Raw genomic sequence first — 22,155 nt, 5'->3', positions numbered from 1 at the left:
TATGGGTCCCGGCTCCTGATGCGCAATTGCGCATATGGGCCGGGACGACACCGTGGGTGGGACTAGCCGCTCACCCCACCAATCCCTGCATCGGCTTCACGGCGCTGCTGTCCGGAAACACGCTCTCCGCCAGCACTTTCTCGGCCAGCCCGAACTGATCCTTCAGCACGCCCTTCATGACCGCGCGCAAATCGGTGGTCGGCGCGAGATCGCGGCCCTGATAGAGATTGGCGGGCTTCAGCCCCGGCCAATCCGAAATCACCCGACCGCCCTTCACCGCGCCGCCGGCGAGCAGCGCGATGGTGCCGGTGCCGTGGTCGGTGCCTTGCGTGCCGTTGATGCGCGCGGTGCGGCCGAATTCGGTGGCGACCACGATCGCGGTATCGCGCCAGCGCGGCCCTAGCCCGGTTTCGAATTCCGCCAGCGCGCCGTCGAGGCCGCCGAGCAATTGCGCCAGCCGCCCTACAGGTCCGCCTTCATTGGCATGCGTGTCCCAACCATCGAAGGCGAGCGCGCCGATCCGCGGGCCGTCATCGGCCGCCATCAGCTTTGCGGCGCCGCGCGCCGCCAGCCGCATCGCGGCCACGCCGTTGGTGCCGGGCTTCGGCTTCATGTTGTCGCCTTGCGCGGCTTTGTCGAGCGCGAGGCCCTGCTTCAACGCGCTCGCCAGCGCCGGGTCGCGGTGTTGATAGAGCTCGACGAGCCGCATCGCGGTATCCTCGGCAGCCTGCGGCACCGCGACTGGCGCCCAGCCGACCGTCGGCGCCGCACCGCGCAGCACCAGCGGCGTGGTCGGGCCGACCGCGAGCGCGCTCATTACCCGCTCGCCTTTCGGCAGGCCTTCCAGTGCGCGGTTGAGCCAGCCGGACTGCACCCGGCCTGGACCTGCAAAGCCGCTTTCGAGCACGTCCTGCCCGTCGAAATGCGAACGGTCGCGATACGACGTCGCCACCGCGTGAATCACGGCCGCCTTCTTCTCGCGATACATCCGCGCAAATTCCGGCATCGCCGGATGCAGCGAAAAGAAATTGTCGAGCCCCACAGCCGCGTTCGGCCCGTTCGACGACAAGGCGATCGAACCATGCAGGCCGGCATAATCAGGATCGCCAATCGGTGCGACGGTGGCGAGCCCATCCAGCGCGCCGCGCAGGATGACGACCACCAGCCGCGGATCGCGGCCGTCGGCGGCGCGCGCGAATTTCGGCAAGTAGGCCCATGCCGCAAAGGAAGCGCCGCCGAGCAATAGCGCGCGTCGCGAAACGACCGATGGATTCAGCCCCTCGCAGCAATCCATTGTCGTTGCCATGGACGTCATCTCCTCTGGAATTCCGGCGACATCAACAACAGCGCCAGCGCCTGCTGCCGCGATTCCGCGCGCTCGATGGTTCGTCGTGTCTCTGATGACGCCGCGTCCGCGGCAACCAGTTCGAGCAGGTCGCGCGGATCGGCGCCGTCGGCGAGCCTTGACGCAATCTGCGCTGATATATCGAGCCGCAGCTTGACGCCTTCCGGCGCTGCCCAGGCCGCGTTGCTATCGGGAAAACCGTTCGGCCCGGCGGGCGCCCACAGCGGCTGGCCCAACGCATTGAGGCCGCCGAGATAGCGGCCGGGATCGTTCGGGATCTGCGCGAGCAATCTTCCGGCCGCGACCAGAAACTCGTAAGGCGAGCGCATCTTTGAGAGCGGCGCCTTCCAGGCGTCGTCGGAATCCACCAGCGCCGTCGCCAGCGCCTTCAGATCGCCGTCGGTTCGCGTGAAGACATCGACGAGCCGCGCCACCAGAGCCGGTGGCGGATCGTCGGCCACGAAGTGACGCGCGAACTTAGCCGCAATGAATTTCGCGGTCGATGGATGGCGCGCGAGATCCGCCAGCACCGCCTCGCCCTGCGTTACATCTGACGCGTCGTAGATTTTTCCCATCACCCGCTGCGCGCCCGGCTGATGTGCATTGGCGTTGAACACGAAGGAGCCGGGCGCCCCCAACTGGCCCAGCCTCCCCGCATAGGTCCAGCCCGTGATGATTTTCGCCAGCGACGTCACATCCTCCTGCGAATAGCCGCCTCCGACGCCAAGCGTATGCAGTTCCAAAATTTCGCGGGCGAGGTTTTCGTTCAGTCCGCGGTTGCGGTTCTTCCCGGCGCGCGAATCCGGACCCAGCGATTGCTGGTTGTCGAGAAAAAACAGCATCGCCGGATGCTGCTCGACCGCCCTCAGCATGTCGCCGAAACGGCCGAGCACATGCGGCCGGATCGCCTCCCGCTCGAATGAGCCGGCCCACATCCGCGCCGGGCCGCCCTTGTTGGCGGAGATGCAGAAATGATTGGACCAGAACACCACCAGCCGCTCGGTGAATCCGCAATCGGCGATGACGGCCCGCTGCAGCCGCGCCAGCGCCTCGGCACGAAAGGTTTTCTGGATGATGTTGAGCGGTTGCGGCGGCGGTTTTGGCGCACTGGGCCGCATCGCCTCGGCGGGCGCCATCGCCGCATTGTCCGGCGGTTTCGCTGGCTCCTTGGGCGCCATCTCCATGGCGATGCTGTTGAGCGAAAGGTTCCGCCGCTGCGCCTTCGCATCCGGCGGGGGTTGCCCCTCGGTCGCGGGTGCCGGCGTGAGTTGTTTGGCGGCTGCGTCGCGGGCCTGCTGAATCCCGAACTGATAGTCGAACACGGCCTTGCCGAGCGCCGGCGTCGACTGCAATCCCGGCACTTCGAGCAGCACACCGTTGGGACGGGCGAGTTCCGCCTTGACGAAGCCGCGCGGATCGGAGGCCGCATTGAGAAAATCGCCGGAGGCCCCGCCGCGCGCACCCAGTCCGAAGCGATTGAGCGCAACAAGGGCTGCTTGCGAATCGCGGGCCATCGGATTTCCCTTGGATCTTTCGCGGGCGTATATTGCCGCTGATTATACCGCGCTTCGCCGTGAACCTGAGATTAATTCCACTTAGGGGATGCCGCCCGATTCATGACAAATCGGTTAGAAAATCAGCCTTCCCGCCGCCTCGCCTGCGCCAGCTGCGGCGCTGAATTCAATTGCAGCTTGTCGGGGCCGTGCTGGTGTTCCGACGAAGCGTTCCGCCTACCGATGCCGGTGGACGGCAGCGATTGTCTCTGTCCGGCCTGCCTGCGCAAACTCGCAGAACAGCGCGCAGGCGCTGGCGCGACGTGACCGGCAAATGGAATGTCAGCGCCGTCCTCCTCGACATGGACGGCACGCTGCTCGACACCGAGCGCGTCTATCTCGACAGTCTGGTCGCGGCGTTGAAGACGCATGGCTACACCGACGACACCATGACGCTGTGTCAGGCGATGGTCGGCCTCCCCGGTCCGGAATGCGAGGCCTTGCTGCACGCGCGCTATGGGGAGAGCTTTCCGCTTGCGGAGATCAGCCGGGCTTTCGTCAGCAACCGCGATGAAATCTTAAGCGCGGGCCTGCCGCTGAAAAGCGGCGCGGTCGAACTCCTGGATGCGCTGCAGGCGGCCGAATGCCCGATGGCAATCGTCACCTCCTCGTCGCTGCGCACGGCCGACGCACATCTGCGGCTTGCAGGCATTCGCCACCGTTTTGAGACGCTCCTGACCCGCGACGACGTCGCGCGTGGAAAGCCGAGCCCCGACCTCTATCTTCTGGCTGCCGCACGGTTCGGCCTGAAGCCGGAGGCTTGCGTGGCGGTGGAGGATTCCAATCACGGCGTGACCGCCGCCCACGCCGCTGGCGCCATCACCATCATGGTGCCTGATATGGTAGCGCCGACGGACGAGTCGCGCGCGCGATGCGCTTCCGTGCTGCCCGATCTTGGCGCGGTGCTGCAGATGTTGCGGGAGCGGTCGTCGTTACTCCGCGGGACCAGCGAATAGCAGCAAATTGCCATCCGGATCTTTCACGATGAAATTGCGTGCGCCCCAGGGCTCCCGCCTCAGCGTCTGGAAGAAGGTGACGCCCGCCGACTGATACGCGAGGAAAAGCTGCTTGATCTCTTCTGCGGTCGCCACGGTGAGCGAGGCGGCGAGCAACTGTTCACGGTCGCGCAGGTCAGGATCGATCAATGGCTCAGCGACGCAGCGCAGGTTGATCCGAGCCGCATCGCGCGCAACCTGCGCGTAGAATGGCGGCTCGCCATAGGTAAAGACCACGGTGAAGCCGAGCTTGCCTGTGAAGAAATCACAGGACGCCTTGATATCGTCGATGAAGAGTTGCGGCTCGGCGGCGGTGATGACGGCTGCGGTCGAAGTGGTGTCTGCATGGTCCGACATGGTCGAAAATCCTGTCTTGAGCGCCTGCCAGCTTTCGAAACCATGCTGCCGTGCGACCAGCTCCTGCGCATCGCTCAGGCGAAAACTGTGCGCGAGGATGTCAGGATCGGTCATCTGGCTGAAGCGGGGCAAGCCCGACCTGATCTGGGCGGCGACCGGATAGTAACGGTCACGATGCCAGCGCAGGATGAGCTTGGCCTGTTTGCGAAAGTTTTCGATATTCGGCATGGGCGCAGCTACGGTTGACGTCGCGTAGGTGGGCATTGCCCCTTCGGCCGAAAGCCGATGCGCCCTACATGCAGCGGCATCAGGATGCCGGGCCGTCCCGCGGCTGTCAATCGGCGCCGCGTGTGTTGCCTGCGCTAGCGCTGCGCCCGTCAGGAATGGAGATCGGGCTGCCGGCGAAGGCATCGCCGCAGGGATCGGCGACGCCGCAATCTATCGCGGTCGCCGACGCCAGGCGAAAATCACGCTGCGGTTTGGTGGGCTACGCGGCGTCATTGGTCGCAATCACCGTCCGCAGGTCGTCCACCAGTTCGCGGTAATGAAAAGCGAGGCGCAGGTACAGCTCGCGCTTTGCCCCATCCGTCGTCAACTTGCCAATCAAATCGCATTCGGCAGCAAGAGTTTCAAACCGTTCCAATTTGGCTTCAAGGTCGGTCATGACGCGCCTCCCCCTAACGGCTAGCAAGGAGATAAGACTACGCCTTCATTTTACGTCACAGCTAACATCGTTATCGGATAGAACTAATTTACAGCCTCGGCGATAGTCCGGACAGTCGCGCAATCATTGCCCGCCAATTTGCGTCAGCGAACGTCGTCATTGCTGCCGACCAAAACGCCGCCGCTATGGTGCCGGCCGGCGGCACTTTTGCGCGAACAGCGGCGATCACACAAACACCGTCCGCGAGGTGCGCAGCCATTCTTGCTTCGCCGCCCGATGGATTGCTTCGCTTTCGCTCGCAATGACGATGGAAATTGCAGAGCAAAATAGGCTTGAGACGTCATTGCGATTGCGCGGCCTTGGCGCCGCGCAATCGCATCCCAGACGATGCAGGCGCCGAAAGCGCCTAGACCGTGGAAATCCCGTCGATCGGGCTGATGTCGCCGACGAACCTCAGCAGATCGGCCATGGTAAACTCGCCCGGAGTCTTGGAGGGCAGCGTCGGCTTCCAGTTCTTGCCCTTCAGCCACAGATACGATTGTTGGTCGCCGTGCACGAGGCCGACGAACACTTCCGCGATGATCGTGGCACCGACCGGTCCAAGCTTTTCGCCGCCGCCACGCTGCTCGGCCTCCTTGAGGATGTAGTACCAGAGCGGCGTGTGCTCATGCAGGCCGTGCTTCTTGGCCACCGCGCCGTCCGTTCCTTTCGCGATCTCGGCTGGCGTAAGCGGATTCTTGATCTTCATCGCCTTGGCGACATCCTGTCCCGATGGCAGGCCCAGCAAGACGCCGCGCTTGAGGTTGCGGAATGGAAGGCTGCCGCCCCCGCCCGGCAGCTCGTGCAACTGCGGTATCAGGAACGGATCGATCTTCCGGGAGGGATTGAGCCGTACACTGGGCGGATTGGCCGCGAGCACTTCGTAGTAGCGGCGCCAGTCGATGATCCAGTTGCTGGAGAGCACCGGAATCGGCAGCGGCGGCTGCACCGGATCGGGCGCGAGGTCTCCGATGATTCCGCCCGACAGGCCGGTGAACTTGAACAGCAGATTGAGCGTGGCCGGAATGCCGCCGCCCGGCGTGAACTTGCGATTGTGGCTGTACACTTCGCGCACCATGCTGTGGCCGAACCGGTACGCCGCCGCAGAGAACTCGACCGGCATGTAGGGCGTCTTCTTGAAGCGATAGAAGCGGCGTCCCTGGTCGAGGATCTTGGCGACGATCCCCTTCTCGGTGATGCGCTCGACGAAATCGTGCAGCACCATCCACTGGTAATGCCAGGTCACCATCTGGCGCGCCTGCGTAAATATCTCGCCGGCCGGCACCCCGGATGCTGCGAGATGGTCGCAGACCTTGTTGTGAAACTTCAGCATCGCCAGATGCGTCTGCGCCACGACGAGATTTTCGTCGTTACGATGATCGCCGATCAGCGCGAAGCCTTCCGGATTGCGCGGCAGGTCGTTGCGCGGCGTGATAATTACATCGTCGACGCTGATGGTCTTGCCGATCAAGAGTTTCGGACCGGGCGCCTTGCCGTCGGCATCGCCGGGATTGCGCGCGTAAAGTTGCCGGCTGCCGTCGGGACCGAGGCCGTAGACACTGTCGAGATCGAGCGCCGGCGTACGGAAATTCTCGACCGCGATCGGGTCGGCCTCCTTGTCGCCGAACGAGGTGAGATCGAGCGTGATATCGTGATCAACGAACTGCCCGAGATAGGTGAACCCTGCGGGGATATTGGTGTTGTTGCCGGCGGCGTCGCCCGGATTGGCGTCCTTCATCGCGTCGGCGAGCTCTTGCAGCGGAGCGTCGTCGACGGCGAGCGGTTCGAGGTTCGGAAACATTCGCCCGAACATTCCGGGATCGTCGTGCCCGGAAAGCGAATCCAGAAATTGTCGGGTCGGTTGGCGTCCACCTTTGCCATGGCCAGGCTGGACATTCACTCGTGTTGCCATCACTTCCTCCAATCGGATGTTGGGAGAAGAGGGGTACCGGCGTGTCGCAATGTCAGGTCGTTAAAGGTTCAGAAAAATCCGATCGATACCCCTCGAAAGGGTTCAGTCAGCAAAACCCATCCCCAGATTGTGGCCAATCGGAGCGCGGTGCCAGCGGTTTATTTTTCGATTTGTGTGACCAGCTTCACTGACAGAGCATGATTCGGAAAAGTGGGTACCGGTTTTCCCTCGCGAAAAACGCGGAACGCGTTTGCGCGGAGATCATGCTCAAATCAAAGAGATAGAACGAGGTGACGATTCGAAGAAAAGTCATCACGCTCTAGGGGCGATGTCGAACTCTTTGCGCAGTTCGGCATCGGTGTAGAAGCAAACGCCGCCATCGAGATCGCGCACCAGCCACTCCTCCAGATACACGATCTGTGTCCCGCTTTGCCGCTCATGTCGAAGCTCGAGGTGCCCGTCCTCGCTTCGCTGCAGCGAGCAACTGGATTGTACCCAGCTCGGCCATTCGTGCAGCGGTTGCCCGGTAAACTGCCAGGCAATCAATGCCACGTTGCTTGGACGAGGCCTCAACTTCAGTGTGCTATCCACGATCGTCTCCGAAGCAATGATCCCTGCTGCTCTGGACAACGCCCAGGATGGGCAAAAGTTGGGCGTCATCCGGCAATTCTCGCCGCGATTCGCTTATATTGCATATGCGTCTTTGGGATAGGGTTCCGAGGCTAGTTTATAGGAAGACTAAAGGAAGCCTGTTGGCTTATGGCCGCTTTCTCTTCGGGCCAACGGGACATCGCCTGCCGTCCCCCTGGTGAGGTATTAAGCTACATATATGGTTTTGCGGTGCATAGCCGCCGGCATCACCGACCCGGTTGGGTCGTCCGGATAGGCGCGTCCGTCTCTTCATGGAGGATGCGTTCGGCAGCCCCGTCAAGATCGTCGTACTGTCCGGCCTTGAGCGACCACATGAACGCAGCGAGAGCCGTGAGGCCGAGACCTAATGCAATCGGTATCAAATAAAAGTAGTCCTTCATTCGGCGGCCTCCAGAATGGCTGCCGCCGAAATGGTGTCCGGGGCGGCACTGGCTGGGCTCCCTTCCCCGCCCTTCAAGCGAAGTGCGTTGGCAACCACCAGAATTGATGATCCCGACATCGCGATGGCGGCAATCAGAGGTGTCACCAGGCCCATGATTGCGATCGGCACCGCCACGACGTTGTAGACAACCGCGAGCGCAAAATTTTGCCTGATCAAACGTCTGGCCTCGCGTGCGACGGACACCGCGACCGGCGCTGCAAGCAGGCTTTCTCGCAGGAAGACAAAGTCCGCCGCGCAACGTCCGACGTCCGAAGCGGAGGCCGGGGCCATGGACGCATGGGCAGCGCCGAGCGCGGGCGTGTCGTTAAGTCCGTCGCCGACCATAAGAACCTTTTGACCGGCCGCAGAGAGCGACTTGATACGTGCCACCTTTTCGCTGGGCGTCACGCTGCTGCGATATGGAACGCCAAGCGCCTCGGCGACAAGTCCGACCGGTTCCTTGCGATCGCCGGAAACGATCTCCACTCGAAGGCCGCTCTGCTTCAGCTTTGCGACGGCAACGGCCGCGTCCGTCCGCAGCGTGTCTTCAAAGTAGAAACCTGACATCCACTGACCATTGCGTGTCAGAATAACCGACACGGTTCCGACCATCGATTCCCGGCTAGCCAGCGCCCACGACGGTTTCCCCAACCGATAGACTGTCGCGCCTGATTGCGCCTGCAACCCGAAGCCCGCCTGTTCGGTGATGTCGTCGAACACGATTGGCGACGGCGCAAGGCCGGCGGCAGCTTCGACGAGCGCCTGCGAATAGGGATGCCGGGAATGCAAGGCAAGAGCGGCCGCGAGACTCAAGGGCGCCCGGTCAATGTGTTCGGCCGAGACCAGGCGCGGCGCGGCCGACGTCAGCGTTCCCGTCTTGTCAAATATGACCCGGTCAATCTCTGCGAGGCGCTCAATCGAGGAGCCGTCCTTGACCATGATGCCGTCCTTGAACAGCCGTTGTGCGGCTATCACCTGCACGATCGGCACCGCAAGTCCGAGCGCGCAAGGGCACGTGATGATGAGGACAGCGACGGCGATGGTGATGGCGTTGTGTAGATCGCCGGTTGCGACCATCCAGCCAATGAACGTAAGAAATGCCGCGACATGCACGACTGGCGCGTAGAGCGCCGCTGCGCGGTCAGCGATACGCCGATAGCCGGACCGACCATGCTCGGCCGCTTCCATCATCCGTATCATTTCAGCGAGGAATGAATGGCCGGCCCTCGCCGTCGCGATCAGCGTCAGCGGGCCGGTGAGGTTCAGCGTCCCCGCACGCACCGTCGATCCCACAGTCGCACGCAGCGGCACGCTCTCACCGGAGACCAGCGAAACGTCAAGCTCGGAATCACCCTTGCTCACGGTCGCATCGACGGGCACACGTTCACCGGCGCCAAGCGAAACGCGCATGCCGGGTTCGATGTCTTCGACAGGAAGATAGACTTGCGTGCCATCCGCCTGCACCACGAAGGCACCTCGTGCCGCGAGCCGGGCCAGACTTCTGACGGCCAGCCGGGCCCGTTCTCGCATCATATGATCTAGCGTGCGCCCGATCAGCAAAAAGAACAGCAGCGAGATCGCGGCATCGAAATAGGCGTGCGGGCCATGTTGCACCGTCTCGTAAACGCTCATGCCGAAGGCGAGCAGCACACCCAGCGAGATCGGAACGTCCATGTTGGTCCGCCCGTGCCTGAGGGCTCGCCAACCCGACCGGAAAAATATCCGGCCGGAATAGGCCAGCGCCGGCAGCGCAATGATCATGGACAACCAGTGGAACAGGTCCCGGGTTTCGGCTTCGGCGCCCGACCAGATCGACACCGAAAGCAACATGATATTGCTGGAGGCAAAGCCCGCGACGGCTAGCGCCCGTATCAGTTCGGACAGCGTGCCGTCATCCTTGTCCGACTCGACGTCGAACAAGTGAGCCTCGAAGCCGGCCCGCTTCAAGGTCTCGACGAACGGCGGCGGGCCGCCGTTTGATTGCCACCTGACCGACACGCGTTTGGTCGACAGGTTGGCCCGCACGCTTTCGACGCCCGCAAGCCCGCCGAGCGCCCTCTCGATCGTCCGGACGCATGCGCCACAATGAATCGTCGGCACGGCGAGGTCGGTCTGGCGAATGCCATCGGCTACGATGCGGCTCGCGAGCAGAACCTCTTCGTCGCTTGCGCGCGCACCTGGCGGCATCGCCGTCAACTCCGCTCCCGGACCGCAACAACCCATCGGAGAGAACTCCAAATGCCTCGCGCTAAACCTGAGGTCGTATTGCCCGGTAAGCGTGCCAGCTTCCATGTCCCAGCACCGGAAAAATGACGATCATTCCCAGCAGTCCGGTCGCGATGCCGATGACAATCAGCACCAGCATGATTGCCGCCCAGGTCAGCATGACGGGTAGATTGTGCCAGACCAGCGCCATGCTGGTGCCCATGGCGGTCAAGGCGTCCGTGCGCTCCGCCAGCAGCATCGGGATGGAGAAGGCACTGATGGCAAATGCAAACGCCGCAAACAGGCCCCCGACGGCGCTGCCGATCAGCAGCATCGCCCAGCCGACCTCTGTCGTGAACAGCATGGGAATGATGCGGTCGAGACCGGGAAAAGGCCGCAGGCCAAAAAACAGCGCATACAGGATGACAGCGGCGCGCATCCACAACAGCGTCAACAGAAAAAGCAGCACGCCTGCGAACAGAACCTGGCCACCAGACTCCGGCCTGACGAAGATCATCTGCCACACGCTGACGGACCTGAGTTCGGCGATGCGCCGGCTCTTTTCGTACAGTCCGATTCCGATGATCGGGCCGACGACCATGAAGCCGGCAAACGCCGGGAGCAGGATGTAGTCGAGGCGAAGTGCGAACAGGCCGACGGTGGTGATGACGGAGACCAAAAACACCAGGAGTCCGTAACTGATGCTGGCTGCCGGATCGGTGGTGAAGTCGCGCCAACCGGCCGCGAGCCAATCGAAAGCGGCAGCGGGGGCAACGTCTCGCTTCCAGCTCCGCGCGCGCGGCAGAGGCGGAACAACGGCCGGTATCGGCGCCATCATCGATCTCCCTGCTTCCTCATCGCGGCGCGCATGACGATCGTGCCGCGCTGAACTTTCCGTCCCTGCCGGAGCCCTCGCCCTGGCGCAGATGCGCGACGCATTCCGGTTGCGACATGATGGCTACATAGACGAGATGCGAATTGGCGATCAGCAGCAGCAACAGCCCGGCGCCGATCGAAAGCCAAACGACGGCCCTCGTCCGAATCTGCCTCGTCGCTGTGCCGGTCGCGATCATCGTTCGCTCCGGCGGAGGTCGAACAGATAGAGCGCCAGAATTTTGCGGTCGAGCGGCGAGAGCCTGCCGTCCCAGCTTGGCATGTGGCCTTGCCGGCCGCCCCACACGGTATCGTAGATCGACTCGGCGTCGCCGCCGTAGATCCAGGATCGGTCCGTCAGATCAGGTGCACCGAGCTCGGCGTTACCCTTGGCGTTGTCACCATGGCAGCTGACGCAATTGGCGGCGAAGACGGCCTTGCCGGCCTCGATTTTCGCCGCGGGCACATCTCTCAAGACAGTGGGATCGGAAAGACTGCGCACGTAAGCCACGACGTCGTCGATCTCGCCCTTCTTGAGCATCTGATCGCGCCCGAACGCCATCATTTGCGAGGTCCGGCTTTGCGGATGCGCCGAATTGATGCCGACGCGGATCGTCTCGGCAATGCTTTCGGGATCGCCGCCCCAAAGCCACGACGCCGTCGTCAGATTGGGAAACGCCTTGCCGCCCTGCCCGTTCGATCCATGACATGGCGCACAATTGTCACCGAACAGCGTCCGACCGGTCTGCCGGACATTTTCCATCAAACGGGGGTCGGCCTGGATCTGCTTGAAGCTCTCAGCCTCGATGCGTTTGGACCAGCCGCTGCGTTCAAGCGCCGCCTGCGCCAGGCTTTCGCTGACGGTGGTACGCTGATCGATGCCGAGCAGTCCCTTCGTATAGGTCACTCCCAGCGGCCATGCGGGATACAGCACCCAGTAGACGACGGAGAACAAGGCCGTTGCGATCAGGAAGAAATAGACCGGCCGGGGTACCGGCGTGTTCAATTCCTTGATACCGTTCCATTCGTGACCGGTCGTCATGTAGCCGGAATGGGGATCGCGTTCCTCTACCGCCATGACTTATCCCTAGATGGCTGATCTCTATCTGGCTGATCCCTGTGCGGCTTGTCCTCGTCCCCGAGTATGGATTGCGCCGCCTCGTCGAACCGCTTCTTGTTGGACGGCCAGAACGCGTAGGCGACGATGATGACCGAAAGTGCGATCAGATAGAACAGACCGAACGACTTCGAGAACCAGACTGTAAAATCATGGTCCATGATCAACCTCCCGCGGCGTGTTTGTGCGCAGCGTCGGTCAGCTTGCCGAGAATTTGCAGGTAAGCCACCAGGGCATCCATCTCGGTCAGTTGGCCCGGCTTGCCGTCGAAGGCGCGCACATTCGTCGCCGCGCCGTAACGCTTGGTAACGCCTTCGGCGAACGGTGTATCGGGCGTCGCCTGTCCGTAGGCATCGGACTTCGCGTTGGCGATCATGTCATCGGTGTAGGGCACGCCGACCTTGCGAAGCGCCGCCAGATGCGAGCCGAGATCGTCATAACGCAGTTCGGTGCGTCCGAGCCACGAATAATGCGGCATCACCGATTCCGGAACGACGTCCCGGGGGTTGTTGAGGTGCCGGACATGCCATTCGTCCGAATATTTGTTGCCCATGCGCGCGATGTCCGGCCCGGTCCGCTTCGACCCCCACAGCATCGGATGATCGTATTTGGATTCGACGGCGAGCGAGTAAGGGCCGTAGCGCTCCACTTCGTCGCGCAACGTCCGGATCATCTGCGAATGGCAGGCGTAGCAGCCTTCGCGGATGTAGATATTGCGGCCTGCGATCTCAAGCGGCGTGTAAACCCGCATGCCCGGGGCGTCTTCGACGGTCTGTTGGATCGTGAACAAAGGTATGATCTCGACCGCACCGCCGATGGCAGCGACGCCGATGATGCCTAGCACCAAGCCGATGGTTTTGCGCTCGAGCTGGTAATGCAGGTTGAACATGCCGGTTCACTCCGCCGGTTGAGGCGCCGAAACGCCTGTGAGCGCGGGAACCACGGGACGATCGGCAACTCGCTCGTCGGCCGGCTGATCGGCCGTTCGTATCGTCATCCAGATATTGTAGCACGCAACCAGTGCGCCGAGCAGGAACAGCAGGCCGCCAATCGCGCGCGCGATATAATAGGGATGCATCGCGACCAGCGTGTCGACGAAGGAATAGGCGAGCGTTCCGCTTTCATTGAAGGTCCGCCACATCAGCCCCTGGATGATGCCGGAATTCCACATCGCGAAGACGTAGATCACCGTGCCGGCAAGCGCGAGCCAGAAGTGCACCTCCACCAGCCTGCCCGAATACATCCGCTCGCGCTTCCAGAGCCACGGCACCGAAGCATAGATCGCGCCGAAAGTGATCATGGCGACCCAGCCGAGCGCGCCGACGTGCACGTGACCGACGGTCCAGTCGGTATAGTGCGACAGCGAGTTTACGGAGCGAATGGCCATGAACGAGCCTTCGAACGTGACGATGCCGTAGAATACTGCGGCGACCATCATGAAGCGCAGCGTGGCGTCGTCGCGCACCTTGTGCCAGGCGCCATTCAGCGTGAGCAGTGCGTTACCGGCCGACGCCCACGACGGAACCAGCAGCATGACCGAAAACGTCATGCCGAGCGTCTGCACCCAATGTGGAAGCGCGGTGTAATGCAGGTGGTGCGAACCCGCCCACATGTACATGAAAGTGATGCCCCAAAAGCTGATGATCGACAGCCGGTAGGAGAAGATCGGGCGACCGGCGCGCACCGGCAGGTAATAGTACATCATGCCGAGGAAGCCGGCGGTCAGGAAGAACGCGACCGCGTTATGCCCGTACCACCACTGCGTCATTGCATCCTGCACACCGGAAAATGCCGAATAGCTCTTGGCATGACCGATCGAAACCGGGATGGCGAGGCTGTTGACGATGTGGAGGATCGCCACGACCACGATGAAGGCCAAGTAGTACCAGTTCGACACGTAGATATGCGGCTCCTTGCGGCGAGCTAATGTGCGCAGATAGAGAATGAGGTAGGTCACCCACACGATGTCCAGCCAGATATCGGCATACCATTCCGGCTCGGCATATTCCTTCGACTGCGTGACGCCCATCAGGTAACCGGTTGCGGCGATGACGCAGAACAGGTTGTAGCCAAGCAGGACGAACCACGGGGTCAACTGGTCCGGCAGGCGCGCGCGCGAGGTTCGTTGCACCACATAGAGGGACGTGGCGATCAGCGCATTGCCACCGAAGCCGAAGATCACGCCGGAGGTGTGTACCGGACGGAGGCGGCCGAAGCTCGACCAGGCGGCGTCGAATGTCAGGTTCGGATTGACGAGCTGCCAGGCGATCCAGTCGCCGACGAACAGTCCAGCCACGACCCAGGCCATTGCCAGGATAATGCCCATTCGGCTGGGATCGTCGAAGTATCGGTCGAGGCGGTCTTCGCCAGGCTCCGGTGCGTAGTAGCCGGAAATGACACCGAACATGCCGGCGATGCCGGCAAGCAGCACGATGGCGCCATGGATGCCTAGCGGGTCGCCGTGCCCGACGACCCCCATCGCGAGCCCACATACGGACATCGCGAGTAGAATGATCAGCGCAATCTGTCGTTCGTTTTTTGTGAGCTGCGCGACCATCCTGGAACTCCCGGCGAAGGGGGGTGCCAGCAGTTTCTACCAATCCCTGAAAGCCGCTTGATCCACATCAACGAACCGCAAATTATTCCCAACGCAGCAATACAATCCAGAGGCAACGTCCGTCGCGTCAGCACATTCACGCATCCGCTTTGTAATGACTGGTGCGCTTTGCAACGACCGGTGGCAGACGCAAAGGGACTTCCGAGGCAAATCTTCGGAACGGCGACTTGCCGCGCTTGACCGCGTCGGCGTCCCGGTTGTCGAGCCACCCGCGCTCTCCATTGCGTGAAGCTGTGTCGTCGGGGGCCGCGCACGAAACAGTGCTGCGGGCCACGAAACCATTTTTTGGCGCCGTGAAGACACCCCGAAACGATGGCCTGATATTCAGTCCCCGATCAAACAATCGGGTGCGATCATGTGGAAACCTCTCACCTTGCTTTACCGCGAATATTGCCGGCTTTACCGCTGGCATTGCTGGGCACGGGTGGCTGAAATCCGCAAATACAATTTCACAAGGAGCGCCTGACCGGTTTCGTCGTGCGCTCGTCGGACAATCGCCATGCGTGAAGAATTTACCTCCAATACATTTCTGGCAGTGACCATCGCGAGCGTTTTCCTGCTGGGTTCTGGTTTGCTCGCCCTGGCGCTCAGCTAAGCGCCCAGTTTTTTGTAGCCGGCTTCCACAGATCACCGGATTCGGCGACGTCATGCCGAGACCGATCTGGACAAATTGTGGAGCCTCGTTCCCGTCAGCGAGGCCAATGCGGCGGCGGCAAGCAAAATCTGGAAACGTCAGGATATGTGGGCGCGCTCGACGGTCCAGCACGAGCCGAAAGTGAGATACGCGGGTCAAGCCCGCGTATGACGCGATTGCGATCCTGGCTCGGCCTACCGCACCACCGCCGCGGTCTGGCCGAACAGGATCCTGCGCTCCTCCTCGGTGCGGTTGACGGGCTGGCCGAAGTTCGGATTGACCTCCTTGGCCTTGGCATAGGCGCGCTCGGTCGCCGGCCGGGCGCGGATGGTTTCCAGCCAGCGCTTCAGATGCGGGAAGTCGTCGATATTCTGGTCCTGGTTCTTGTAGGGCACGACCCAGGGATAGCTCGCCATGTCTGCGATCGAATAGTCGCCGGCGATGAATTCGCGATCGGCGAGGCGCTTGTTGAGCACGCCATAGAGCCGGTTGGTCTCGTTCACATAGCGGTCGATGGCGTATTTGATTTTTTCTACCGCGTAATTTCTGAAGTGGTGGTTCTGGCCGGCCATCGGGCCGAGCCCGCCCATCTGCCAGAACGTCCACTGGATCGCGTCGTAGCGGCCGTAGAGATCCGACGGCAAAAACTTTCCGGTCTTTTCGGCGAGATACAGCAGCATCGCGCCGGACTCGAAGATCGAGACTGGCTTTCCGCCGCCCTTCGGTTCGTGATCGACCATCGCAGGAATGCGGTTGTTGGGCGCGATCGCCAGAAACTCCGGCTTGAACTGCTCGCCCTTGCCGATGTTGACCGGAAAGATCTTGTAGGCAAGCCCGGTCTCTTCGAGGAACATCGTGATCTTGTGGCCATTCGGTGTGGTCCAGTAGTGAAGGTCGATCATGGGCGATCCTGCTGTGATGAAACCGGGGCATCGCAAAGTGGATGCGATTGCATGAATTTGGCAGGCCGGACGGCCGAGTCAATGGCGCAGTTGCCGCCGCGCGCGAAAGTGATGAGCGGACCGCGCGTTCCCTGCATTGAGCGGGCGTGCGATTGCGCCTAATCTTGGCGGATGACCAGCGACATTCATAACCAAGGTTCTTGGGAGAATACCAATGACCAAGGATTTAGCCCGTCGCGATTTTCTGAAAGCTTCCGCAGCCTTCGCCAGCGCCGCCGCCGCCAACGCGTTTTCGTGCGTCGAGATCGCCAGCGCCGCACCGATCGAGGTGCCGGCGGTGGACAAGCTCTCGATCCGCGTCCTCGTCGACAGCAGTTACGATCTGTTCCTGCGCCCCAAGCAGGCCAACGGCGTATCGATCGTGCCGGCGGCGCGCGGCGCCGATTTCCGCAAGACGTTGCACAATGAATGGGGCCTGTCGCTATGGCTGGAATCGCAGGCGGGTGGCAATACGCGCACGATAATGCTGGACTACGGCTATACGCCTGAGGTGCTCCTCAACAACATGGAACTGGTCGGTGTCGATCCCGCAAAACTCGATGCGTTGATCGTCAGTCACGGCCACTACGATCATTTCGGCGGCCTGCTCGGCTTCCTCGACAAATTCCGCAGCAAGCTTCCCGCCGACATCAAACTCTACGCCGGCGGCGAGGACAATTTCTGTCATCGCGTCAGTCCGACGCCGACAAAGGGCCAATTCACCGATTTCGGCACGCTCGACCGCCGCCAACTCGCCGCGCAAAGGGTAACAACGGTGCTATGCGAAACGCCGACCGTGATCGCGGGCCACGCCTTCACCACCGGCAAGATCACGCGCCGCAGCGGCGAACGCATTCTGCCGCAGACCTGGGTCGAGTTCGGCATCAAGGATGGCCTCGGCTGCAATTCCGGCCACTATCTGCCAGCGGAGATGGAAGGCAAGATCGTTCCCGACGAACACATCCACGAGCACGCGACCTGCTTCAACATCAAGAATATGGGCCTCGTCGTGATCAGCTCCTGCGGCCATGTCGGCCTCGTCAATTCGGTGAAGCAAGCGCAGGAGGTCTCGGGTATTCAGAAGGTGCACGCCGTCGTCGGCGGCTTCCATCTCGGGCCGGCGCCGGCGGATTACCTCAAGCAGGTCGTCGGCGAGATCAAGGCGCTCGAGCCGGACGCGGTGATCCCCATGCATTGCAGCGGGCTGAACTTCGTCCAGGAGGCGACCGCGCAGATGGGCGACAAGGTGCTGGTCACCACGACCGGCAGCCGCCTTTCCTTCGGCACATGATCGTCCGCACCGCCTGCTGCGCCTGCCTCAGTTTCTGGCTGATGCTGGCGCCGGCATGCGCCACTGAGACGCCGGCACGCTCGCCGGCCGAGATCATGGACATCCTGATGTGGAATCGAGAGCCGGTCGGCGGCCCGTTCGAATTGATCGACCACACCGGGCACACCCGCACCGAGCGCGATTCTCGCGGCCACCTGATGCTGGTGTATTTCGGCTTTACCTATTGTCCCGACGTATGCCCGACCGACCTGCAGGCGATCGGCCTGGCGCTCGACAAACTGGGCAGGGATGGCGACGGCGTGCAGCCGCTGTTCGTCACCGTTGATCCCGAACGCGACACTCCAGAACGTCTCGCCGAATATGTGCCGATGTTCCACCCCCGCCTGATCGGGTTGACCGGCAGCACGGAAGCGATCCGCAAGGCCGCCGATGCCTACAAGGTCTATTACGCCAAGGTTCCCGCACGCCAGGATGCTTCAGATTACACGGTCGATCACACCGCTTTCATCTATCTAATGGATCGCGACGGAAACTATCTCGGCTTCTTCCCGCCGGGCACGTCCGCCGAGCGCATGGTGGAGATCATCCATCCACGGCTCGCCGAGCCGGCACGATGAAATTCAAAGCGGCCATGCGCGCGCAGAAATTGCTCGCCGCCCTCGGTCACCGTCACCCGCAATCCCTCGACCGTCGGTCGGCGCGCGACGTAGCCGCGGTCGACCGCGTCCTCCCAGATCGTCAGGCGCGGGCACGAGGTTCGCCACGTCTCGATCACGTCGGAATAGAGTCTCGGCTCGCGCGCGACCCATTCGACGAGATCGAGCACCAGCGCGTCCGTTGTCCCGGTCATCGGGTCCTCCGCTCGAAAAGCGGTTAACTCAAAACGCCATCGCGCTCGTGCGCGTGAACAACAACCAGCCTCCGTAGAGGATGTAGTAGCCCGCGACCGTGGTGATCAGCCGGTTCGCCCAGGTGCGGAACTGCGCGTCGCTCATCGCTTCTAGGATGCGCCGCGCCAGCGTGGTGCCGAGCATCGAGGCGGCGATGGCGACCGCCGCCAGCACCGGATCGAGCGTTGCCGCCTGGTCGACGATGCCGCCGAAATAGATCAGTTTTGTGAGATGGCTGGCGACCTGGCAGGTGGCCTTGGTGGCCACCACCTCGCGCCGGCCGAAATTGCCGCCGAGAAAGAACGTGTCCATCAGCGGCCCGGAGACGCCGGTCATCAGCATCAGGCCCATGCAGATGAAGCCGTAGAACGAGCCCTGCGCGATACTGTCGGGATTGGGTTTCAGGTTCTTCGGCATCAGCCGCGCCAGGAACGGCGTCACCCCGAGCAATAGCAATGCAATCGGCTTGTCCGGCACGTAACGGGCGATCGACCAGACGCCGAGCGCCAGACCACAGCCGATCAGATAGACGAACACCGGCCGCCAGCGGATATGCGCCCGCCACAGAAAGGCGCGCCAGCCGTTCGAGGCCATCTGCGTGATCGCATGCAGCACCATCGCGGTGGGCAGCGGCATCAGCATCAACAGCACGCCGATCAGGATCATCCCGCCGGCCATGCCGAACAGGCCCGACAGGAAGGCGGTCGCGACCATCAAGGCGCCGAGGGCTGCGATCATCAGCGAGGTCATTGGAATCTCCAGATACGTTTCTGCCGCGCTTGGACGGCGCACGCAAACTGAGTTATCTTGCTCTGGCATCAGTTTTCCTGAGGGTTACGTGCGGCGGCTGCTCTTTCTCAACGGTATCAAGGCATTCGAGGCCGCGGCCAGGACCGGCAGCTTTGCCGCCGCCGGCGTCGAGCTCAACGTATCCGCCGCCGCGGTCAGCCGAATGGTGCATCTCCTGGAAGAGCGGCTCGGGGTGGCGCTGTTCGAGCGCAAGGCCAACCGCCTCGCCACCACGGCGGCGGGCCGCGCCTATCAAAGCGGGCTGACCCCGATCTTCGATGCGCTGGCGAGCCTGACCGCGCAGGTCACCGCCCCCTCCAGCGTGCGCGTGCTGACCATCGGCGTCGGTCCCACCTTTGCGATGAAATGGCTGATCCCGCGGCTGGCGGATTTCCGCAAACAGGAGCCGGATATCGACGTCCGCATCACCACCGGCGGCGCCGCGGTGCCGTTCGGCGAGGACTGGAGCTGCGGCATCAAGCTCGGCGGCGGCGAATGGCCCGGCCTGATCGCCGAGCCGCTATTCGCCGCTGACCTGCTGCCGGTGTGCGCGCCGCGCCTTGCGAACGCGCTCAAACGCCCCACCGATCTGAAGGGGCCGACGCTGCTCCGGGTGGCACATTCGCCCGACGACTGGCCGTCATGGCTCGAGGCCGCCGGCACGGCCCGCATCACCGCCCGCGGACCGGAGTTCGAATTTTACGGCCAGGCGCTGCAGGCCGCCGTCGACGGCCTCGGCATCGCCATGGGCATCCGCCCCTATATCGACGACGACCTCGCCGCCGGCCGGCTGGTCGCGCCGTTTGCGTTAAGCGTGCCGAAAGGCATGCGCTGGTATCTGGTGTATCGCGGCTTCAGCACGGGGCAGCGCGATTTCGCCGCGTTCCGGCGCTGGATTATCCGCGCGGCGGCAGAACCCGCCATGCGCCGCAGGGGCCAGAGACATGCCGGATGAAAAAATCGAAACGCTCGTGATCGGCGGCGGCCAGGCCGGGCTGGTGATGAGCCACCGGCTGAAGGAGCGCGGGCTTTCGCACCTCGTGCTCGAGCGCCACCGGATCGCCGAGCGCTGGCGCAGCGAACGCTGGGACGGGCTGAAATTCCAGTTTCCCAACTGGTCGGTGCGGTTGCCGGACTTTCCGTTTCCGCACAACGATCCGGATGCCTTTTCAAACACGGACGACATCATCAGATACATCGAGGCCTATGCCGGTTTCGTCAGCCCGCCGATCCGCTGCGGCGTCGCGGTGACGCGGCTGTCGCAGCGTGACGGCACAGGTTTCATCGCCGAGACCACTGACGGCACGATCGCGGCGGATAATGTGGTCGTCGCCACCGGCCCCTATCAGCGCAACCTCGTCCCGGACCTGCTGCACGATCATCCCGTGTTCCAGGTCCATGCCGCTGACTACAAGAATCCCGGACAGCTTCCGCCGGGCGCGGTGCTGGTCGCCGGCGCCGGCGCGTCGGGCGCGCAGATTGCCGAGGAATTGCTGCAGGCCGGCCGCCGCGTCTACCTCTCGGTCGGAAGGCACCGCCGCCTGCCGCGCCGCTACCGCGGCCGCGACCTGATCTGGTGGCTTGCCGAGATGCGCCTCGATCAAGTCACGCCGGAAGAGCGTGGGCCCGCACGCCTGGGCCCTGTCATTTCGGGCGCCTATGGCGGCCGCACCGTCGATTTCCGCAACTTCGCCGCCGACGGCATGATCCTGGTGGGACGCATCGAGGCCGCACATGGCGGCGTGATCGAGATTGCGCCGGGTCTTGCCGAAAGCATGGCCGACGCCGACCTCGTCTACACCACCTTTCTCGATACGGTGGACGCGTATGTGAAACGGCGCCGCATGGAGCTGCCCGAAGACCCCGACGCCCGCGCGACGTTCGCCGACCCGCCTTGCGTCACCGCGCCGCTCACGCGCCTCGATCTCGCCGCGGAAGGCATCTCCGCGGTGATCTGGGCCACCGGCTACGGCGTCGATTTCGGCTGGATTGATCTCCCGGTCACCGACGCCAAAGGCGAGGCAGTCCACCGCAACGGCATATCCGCCGTGCCGGGCCTGTATTTCCTCGGCCTGCAATGGCTGTCGAAGATGAATTCCTCGTTCCTGTCCGGCGTCGGCGACGACGCCGCGGTGCTCGCCGATCATATTTTGGCGCGGCGGTGAAATGCTCGCGTGTCCCGGACGCGGTGCAGCGTGTAACGCTGCTCCGCAGAGCCGGGACCCACGATCTCTCGCCCGAGTCGATGGACCCCGGAACAGCAGCGCATCACGCCGCAAGGGCGGCGCACTGCGCCGCATCCGGGGAACGCCGCTGAAAAACTGCGCAAATGTGAACCCGTTCACAAAGTCCCTGACTTGGCCGTGCTTCTGTCGCCCCATGGGACAATCCGGGGGACACGCCATGATCTATGGCGGCTTTGAAATTCAGCCGTTCGAAGCAGGGAGAGGGCTATGGCACGCCAGGATTCAACGGGCAGACCAGGAGCCGGTGGTGATCGATGGAATGGCGTTTCCGACCCTCGAAGTCGGTTTCGCGTGGTCGGATCCGGAAGCGGCGATCGCGGACGCGAAAGCCCACATCGACCGTTTCAAGCCGCGATTCGCGAATCCGCAAGCGTTACTGGTGGAACTGGCGGCCGGCCGCTGACCGGCCGAATCTCCGTACCCCTTCCCGAACAGATCCTGCAGGCGACACCGGTGCTCTCGAATTGTCCGGATTGCACCGCCTCGCTCGCGGTCCTGCGCATCATCCCCGGCCGTGCCGGCGCCGAATACTGGACCATGCGATGCACCCGTTGCGGCGGGATCCATCTGGATATCGTCAATCCCTCGACCGCCCCGACGGCGTAAGGCGCGGCG

At 62.9% G+C, this 22,155-nt stretch carries 23 protein-coding genes and 1 pseudogene; 7 read left to right on the top strand and 17 right to left on the bottom strand.

Going from position 1 to position 22,155, the window contains the following annotated elements; all coding sequences use genetic code 11:
• Positions 1-70: 70 nt before the first annotated feature.
• Both IVB22_RS13625 and IVB22_RS13620 read right to left on the bottom strand, forming a co-directional pair.
• Positions 71-1,306, bottom strand: coding sequence for a DUF1501 domain-containing protein (locus tag IVB22_RS13625; protein ID WP_374207516.1), 1,236 nt, complete (start codon positions 1,304-1,306; stop codon positions 71-73).
• A gap of 5 nt (positions 1,307-1,311) precedes the next feature.
• On the bottom strand, positions 1,312-2,859 hold the full coding sequence (locus tag IVB22_RS13620; RefSeq protein WP_247517803.1) for a DUF1800 domain-containing protein: 1,548 nt from the start codon (positions 2,857-2,859) through the stop codon (positions 1,312-1,314).
• A 302-nt stretch (positions 2,860-3,161) separates the two neighbouring features.
• On the opposite strand from IVB22_RS13620, the gene IVB22_RS13610 reads away from it, so the two are divergent.
• On the top strand, positions 3,162-3,854 hold the full coding sequence (locus IVB22_RS13610; protein ID WP_247517801.1) for an HAD family phosphatase: 693 nt from the start codon (positions 3,162-3,164) through the stop codon (positions 3,852-3,854).
• Here IVB22_RS13610 and IVB22_RS13605 read toward each other — a convergent pair.
• The 13 genes from IVB22_RS13605 to IVB22_RS13545 form a co-directional block, all read right to left on the bottom strand.
• Positions 3,831-4,478: a VOC family protein gene (locus tag IVB22_RS13605; protein ID WP_247517888.1), complete on the bottom strand. Its 648-nt coding sequence runs from the start codon at positions 4,476-4,478 to the stop codon at positions 3,831-3,833. The genes IVB22_RS13610 and IVB22_RS13605 overlap by 24 nt on opposite strands.
• A 259-nt stretch (positions 4,479-4,737) precedes the next feature.
• A complete protein-coding gene (locus IVB22_RS13600) occupies positions 4,738-4,914 on the bottom strand; it encodes a hypothetical protein (RefSeq protein WP_247517800.1) in 177 nt (58 codons plus the stop codon).
• Between the two features lie 406 nt (positions 4,915-5,320).
• Positions 5,321-6,865, bottom strand: coding sequence for a heme peroxidase family protein (locus IVB22_RS13595; RefSeq protein WP_247517799.1), 1,545 nt, complete (start codon positions 6,863-6,865; stop codon positions 5,321-5,323).
• A 312-nt stretch (positions 6,866-7,177) separates the two neighbouring features.
• Positions 7,178-7,456, bottom strand: a complete 279-nt coding sequence (locus IVB22_RS13590; RefSeq protein ID WP_247517798.1) for a hypothetical protein — start codon at positions 7,454-7,456, stop codon at positions 7,178-7,180.
• 266 nt (positions 7,457-7,722) lie between these two features.
• Positions 7,723-7,896, bottom strand: a complete 174-nt coding sequence (gene ccoS, locus IVB22_RS13585; RefSeq protein ID WP_247517797.1) for a cbb3-type cytochrome oxidase assembly protein CcoS — start codon at positions 7,894-7,896, stop codon at positions 7,723-7,725.
• Positions 7,893-10,160, bottom strand: a complete 2,268-nt coding sequence (locus IVB22_RS13580) for a cation-translocating P-type ATPase (protein WP_374207515.1) — start codon at positions 10,158-10,160, stop codon at positions 7,893-7,895. The genes ccoS and IVB22_RS13580 overlap by 4 nt, the downstream gene beginning before the upstream one ends.
• 25 nt (positions 10,161-10,185) lie before the next feature.
• Positions 10,186-10,977: a DUF2189 domain-containing protein gene (locus IVB22_RS13575; protein ID WP_247517795.1), complete on the bottom strand. Its 792-nt coding sequence runs from the start codon at positions 10,975-10,977 to the stop codon at positions 10,186-10,188.
• Positions 10,978-10,996: 19 nt separating this feature from the next.
• Complete coding sequence (locus tag IVB22_RS13570; RefSeq protein WP_247517794.1) at positions 10,997-11,215, bottom strand: hypothetical protein; 219 nt, start codon at positions 11,213-11,215, stop codon at positions 10,997-10,999.
• Positions 11,212-12,093 (bottom strand): cytochrome-c oxidase, cbb3-type subunit III, encoded by an 882-nt coding sequence (ccoP, locus tag IVB22_RS13565; protein WP_247517793.1) that lies wholly within the window; start codon positions 12,091-12,093, stop codon positions 11,212-11,214. Before ccoP ends, IVB22_RS13570 begins: the two co-directional genes overlap by 4 nt.
• Positions 12,084-12,293 (bottom strand): cbb3-type cytochrome oxidase subunit 3, encoded by a 210-nt coding sequence (locus tag IVB22_RS13560; protein WP_374207514.1) that lies wholly within the window; start codon positions 12,291-12,293, stop codon positions 12,084-12,086. Before IVB22_RS13560 ends, ccoP begins: the two co-directional genes overlap by 10 nt.
• Positions 12,294-12,295: 2 nt before the next feature.
• Positions 12,296-13,021 (bottom strand): cytochrome-c oxidase, cbb3-type subunit II, encoded by a 726-nt coding sequence (ccoO, locus tag IVB22_RS13555; protein ID WP_247517791.1) that lies wholly within the window; start codon positions 13,019-13,021, stop codon positions 12,296-12,298.
• Positions 13,022-13,027: 6 nt separating this feature from the next.
• Positions 13,028-14,689 (bottom strand): cytochrome-c oxidase, cbb3-type subunit I, encoded by a 1,662-nt coding sequence (gene ccoN / locus IVB22_RS13550; RefSeq protein ID WP_247517790.1) that lies wholly within the window; start codon positions 14,687-14,689, stop codon positions 13,028-13,030.
• Between the two features lie 888 nt (positions 14,690-15,577).
• Complete coding sequence (locus IVB22_RS13545; protein ID WP_247517789.1) at positions 15,578-16,285, bottom strand: glutathione binding-like protein; 708 nt, start codon at positions 16,283-16,285, stop codon at positions 15,578-15,580.
• Between the two features lie 214 nt (positions 16,286-16,499).
• Here IVB22_RS13545 and IVB22_RS13540 point away from each other — a divergent pair, with 214 nt between their 5' ends.
• Together IVB22_RS13540 and IVB22_RS13535 are read left to right on the top strand one after the other, a co-directional pair.
• Entirely contained in the window at positions 16,500-17,615 is a 1,116-nt protein-coding gene (locus tag IVB22_RS13540; RefSeq protein WP_247517788.1) for an MBL fold metallo-hydrolase, read from the top strand.
• The gene (locus IVB22_RS13535) at positions 17,612-18,232 is read left to right on the top strand and encodes an SCO family protein (RefSeq protein ID WP_374207513.1); all 621 of its coding nucleotides are present in this window, start codon (positions 17,612-17,614) and stop codon (positions 18,230-18,232) included. Before IVB22_RS13540 ends, IVB22_RS13535 begins: the two co-directional genes overlap by 4 nt.
• Before the next feature lie 8 nt (positions 18,233-18,240).
• On the opposite strand, the pseudogene IVB22_RS13530 reads toward IVB22_RS13535, so the two are convergent.
• Together IVB22_RS13530 and IVB22_RS13525 are read right to left on the bottom strand one after the other, a co-directional pair.
• A pseudogene (locus IVB22_RS13530) lies at positions 18,241-18,465 on the bottom strand (hypothetical protein); the annotation flags it as partial.
• A 28-nt stretch (positions 18,466-18,493) separates the two neighbouring features.
• Positions 18,494-19,255, bottom strand: coding sequence for a sulfite exporter TauE/SafE family protein (locus IVB22_RS13525; protein ID WP_247517787.1), 762 nt, complete (start codon positions 19,253-19,255; stop codon positions 18,494-18,496).
• A gap of 88 nt (positions 19,256-19,343) precedes the next feature.
• On the opposite strand from IVB22_RS13525, the gene IVB22_RS13520 reads away from it, so the two are divergent.
• The 4 genes from IVB22_RS13520 to IVB22_RS13505 all read left to right on the top strand — a co-directional run bounded on the left by IVB22_RS13520 (position 19,344) and on the right by IVB22_RS13505 (position 22,146).
• Positions 19,344-20,249, top strand: a complete 906-nt coding sequence (locus IVB22_RS13520; RefSeq protein ID WP_247517786.1) for a LysR substrate-binding domain-containing protein — start codon at positions 19,344-19,346, stop codon at positions 20,247-20,249.
• Complete coding sequence (locus IVB22_RS13515; RefSeq protein ID WP_247517785.1) at positions 20,239-21,459, top strand: NAD(P)-binding domain-containing protein; 1,221 nt, start codon at positions 20,239-20,241, stop codon at positions 21,457-21,459. Before IVB22_RS13520 ends, IVB22_RS13515 begins: the two co-directional genes overlap by 11 nt.
• A gap of 238 nt (positions 21,460-21,697) precedes the next feature.
• The gene (locus IVB22_RS13510) at positions 21,698-21,943 is read left to right on the top strand and encodes a hypothetical protein (RefSeq protein ID WP_247517784.1); all 246 of its coding nucleotides are present in this window, start codon (positions 21,698-21,700) and stop codon (positions 21,941-21,943) included.
• 50 nt (positions 21,944-21,993) lie between these two features.
• Positions 21,994-22,146 (top strand): hypothetical protein, encoded by a 153-nt coding sequence (locus tag IVB22_RS13505; protein WP_374207512.1) that lies wholly within the window; start codon positions 21,994-21,996, stop codon positions 22,144-22,146.
• Positions 22,147-22,155 lie beyond the last annotated feature (9 nt).

Source organism: Bradyrhizobium sp. 190 (genome assembly GCF_023073415.1).
Classification (GTDB): Bacteria; Pseudomonadota; Alphaproteobacteria; order Rhizobiales; family Xanthobacteraceae; genus Bradyrhizobium.
Note: the sequence above shows the minus strand (reverse complement) of the source record. Positions and strands in the feature narration are given on the sequence as shown.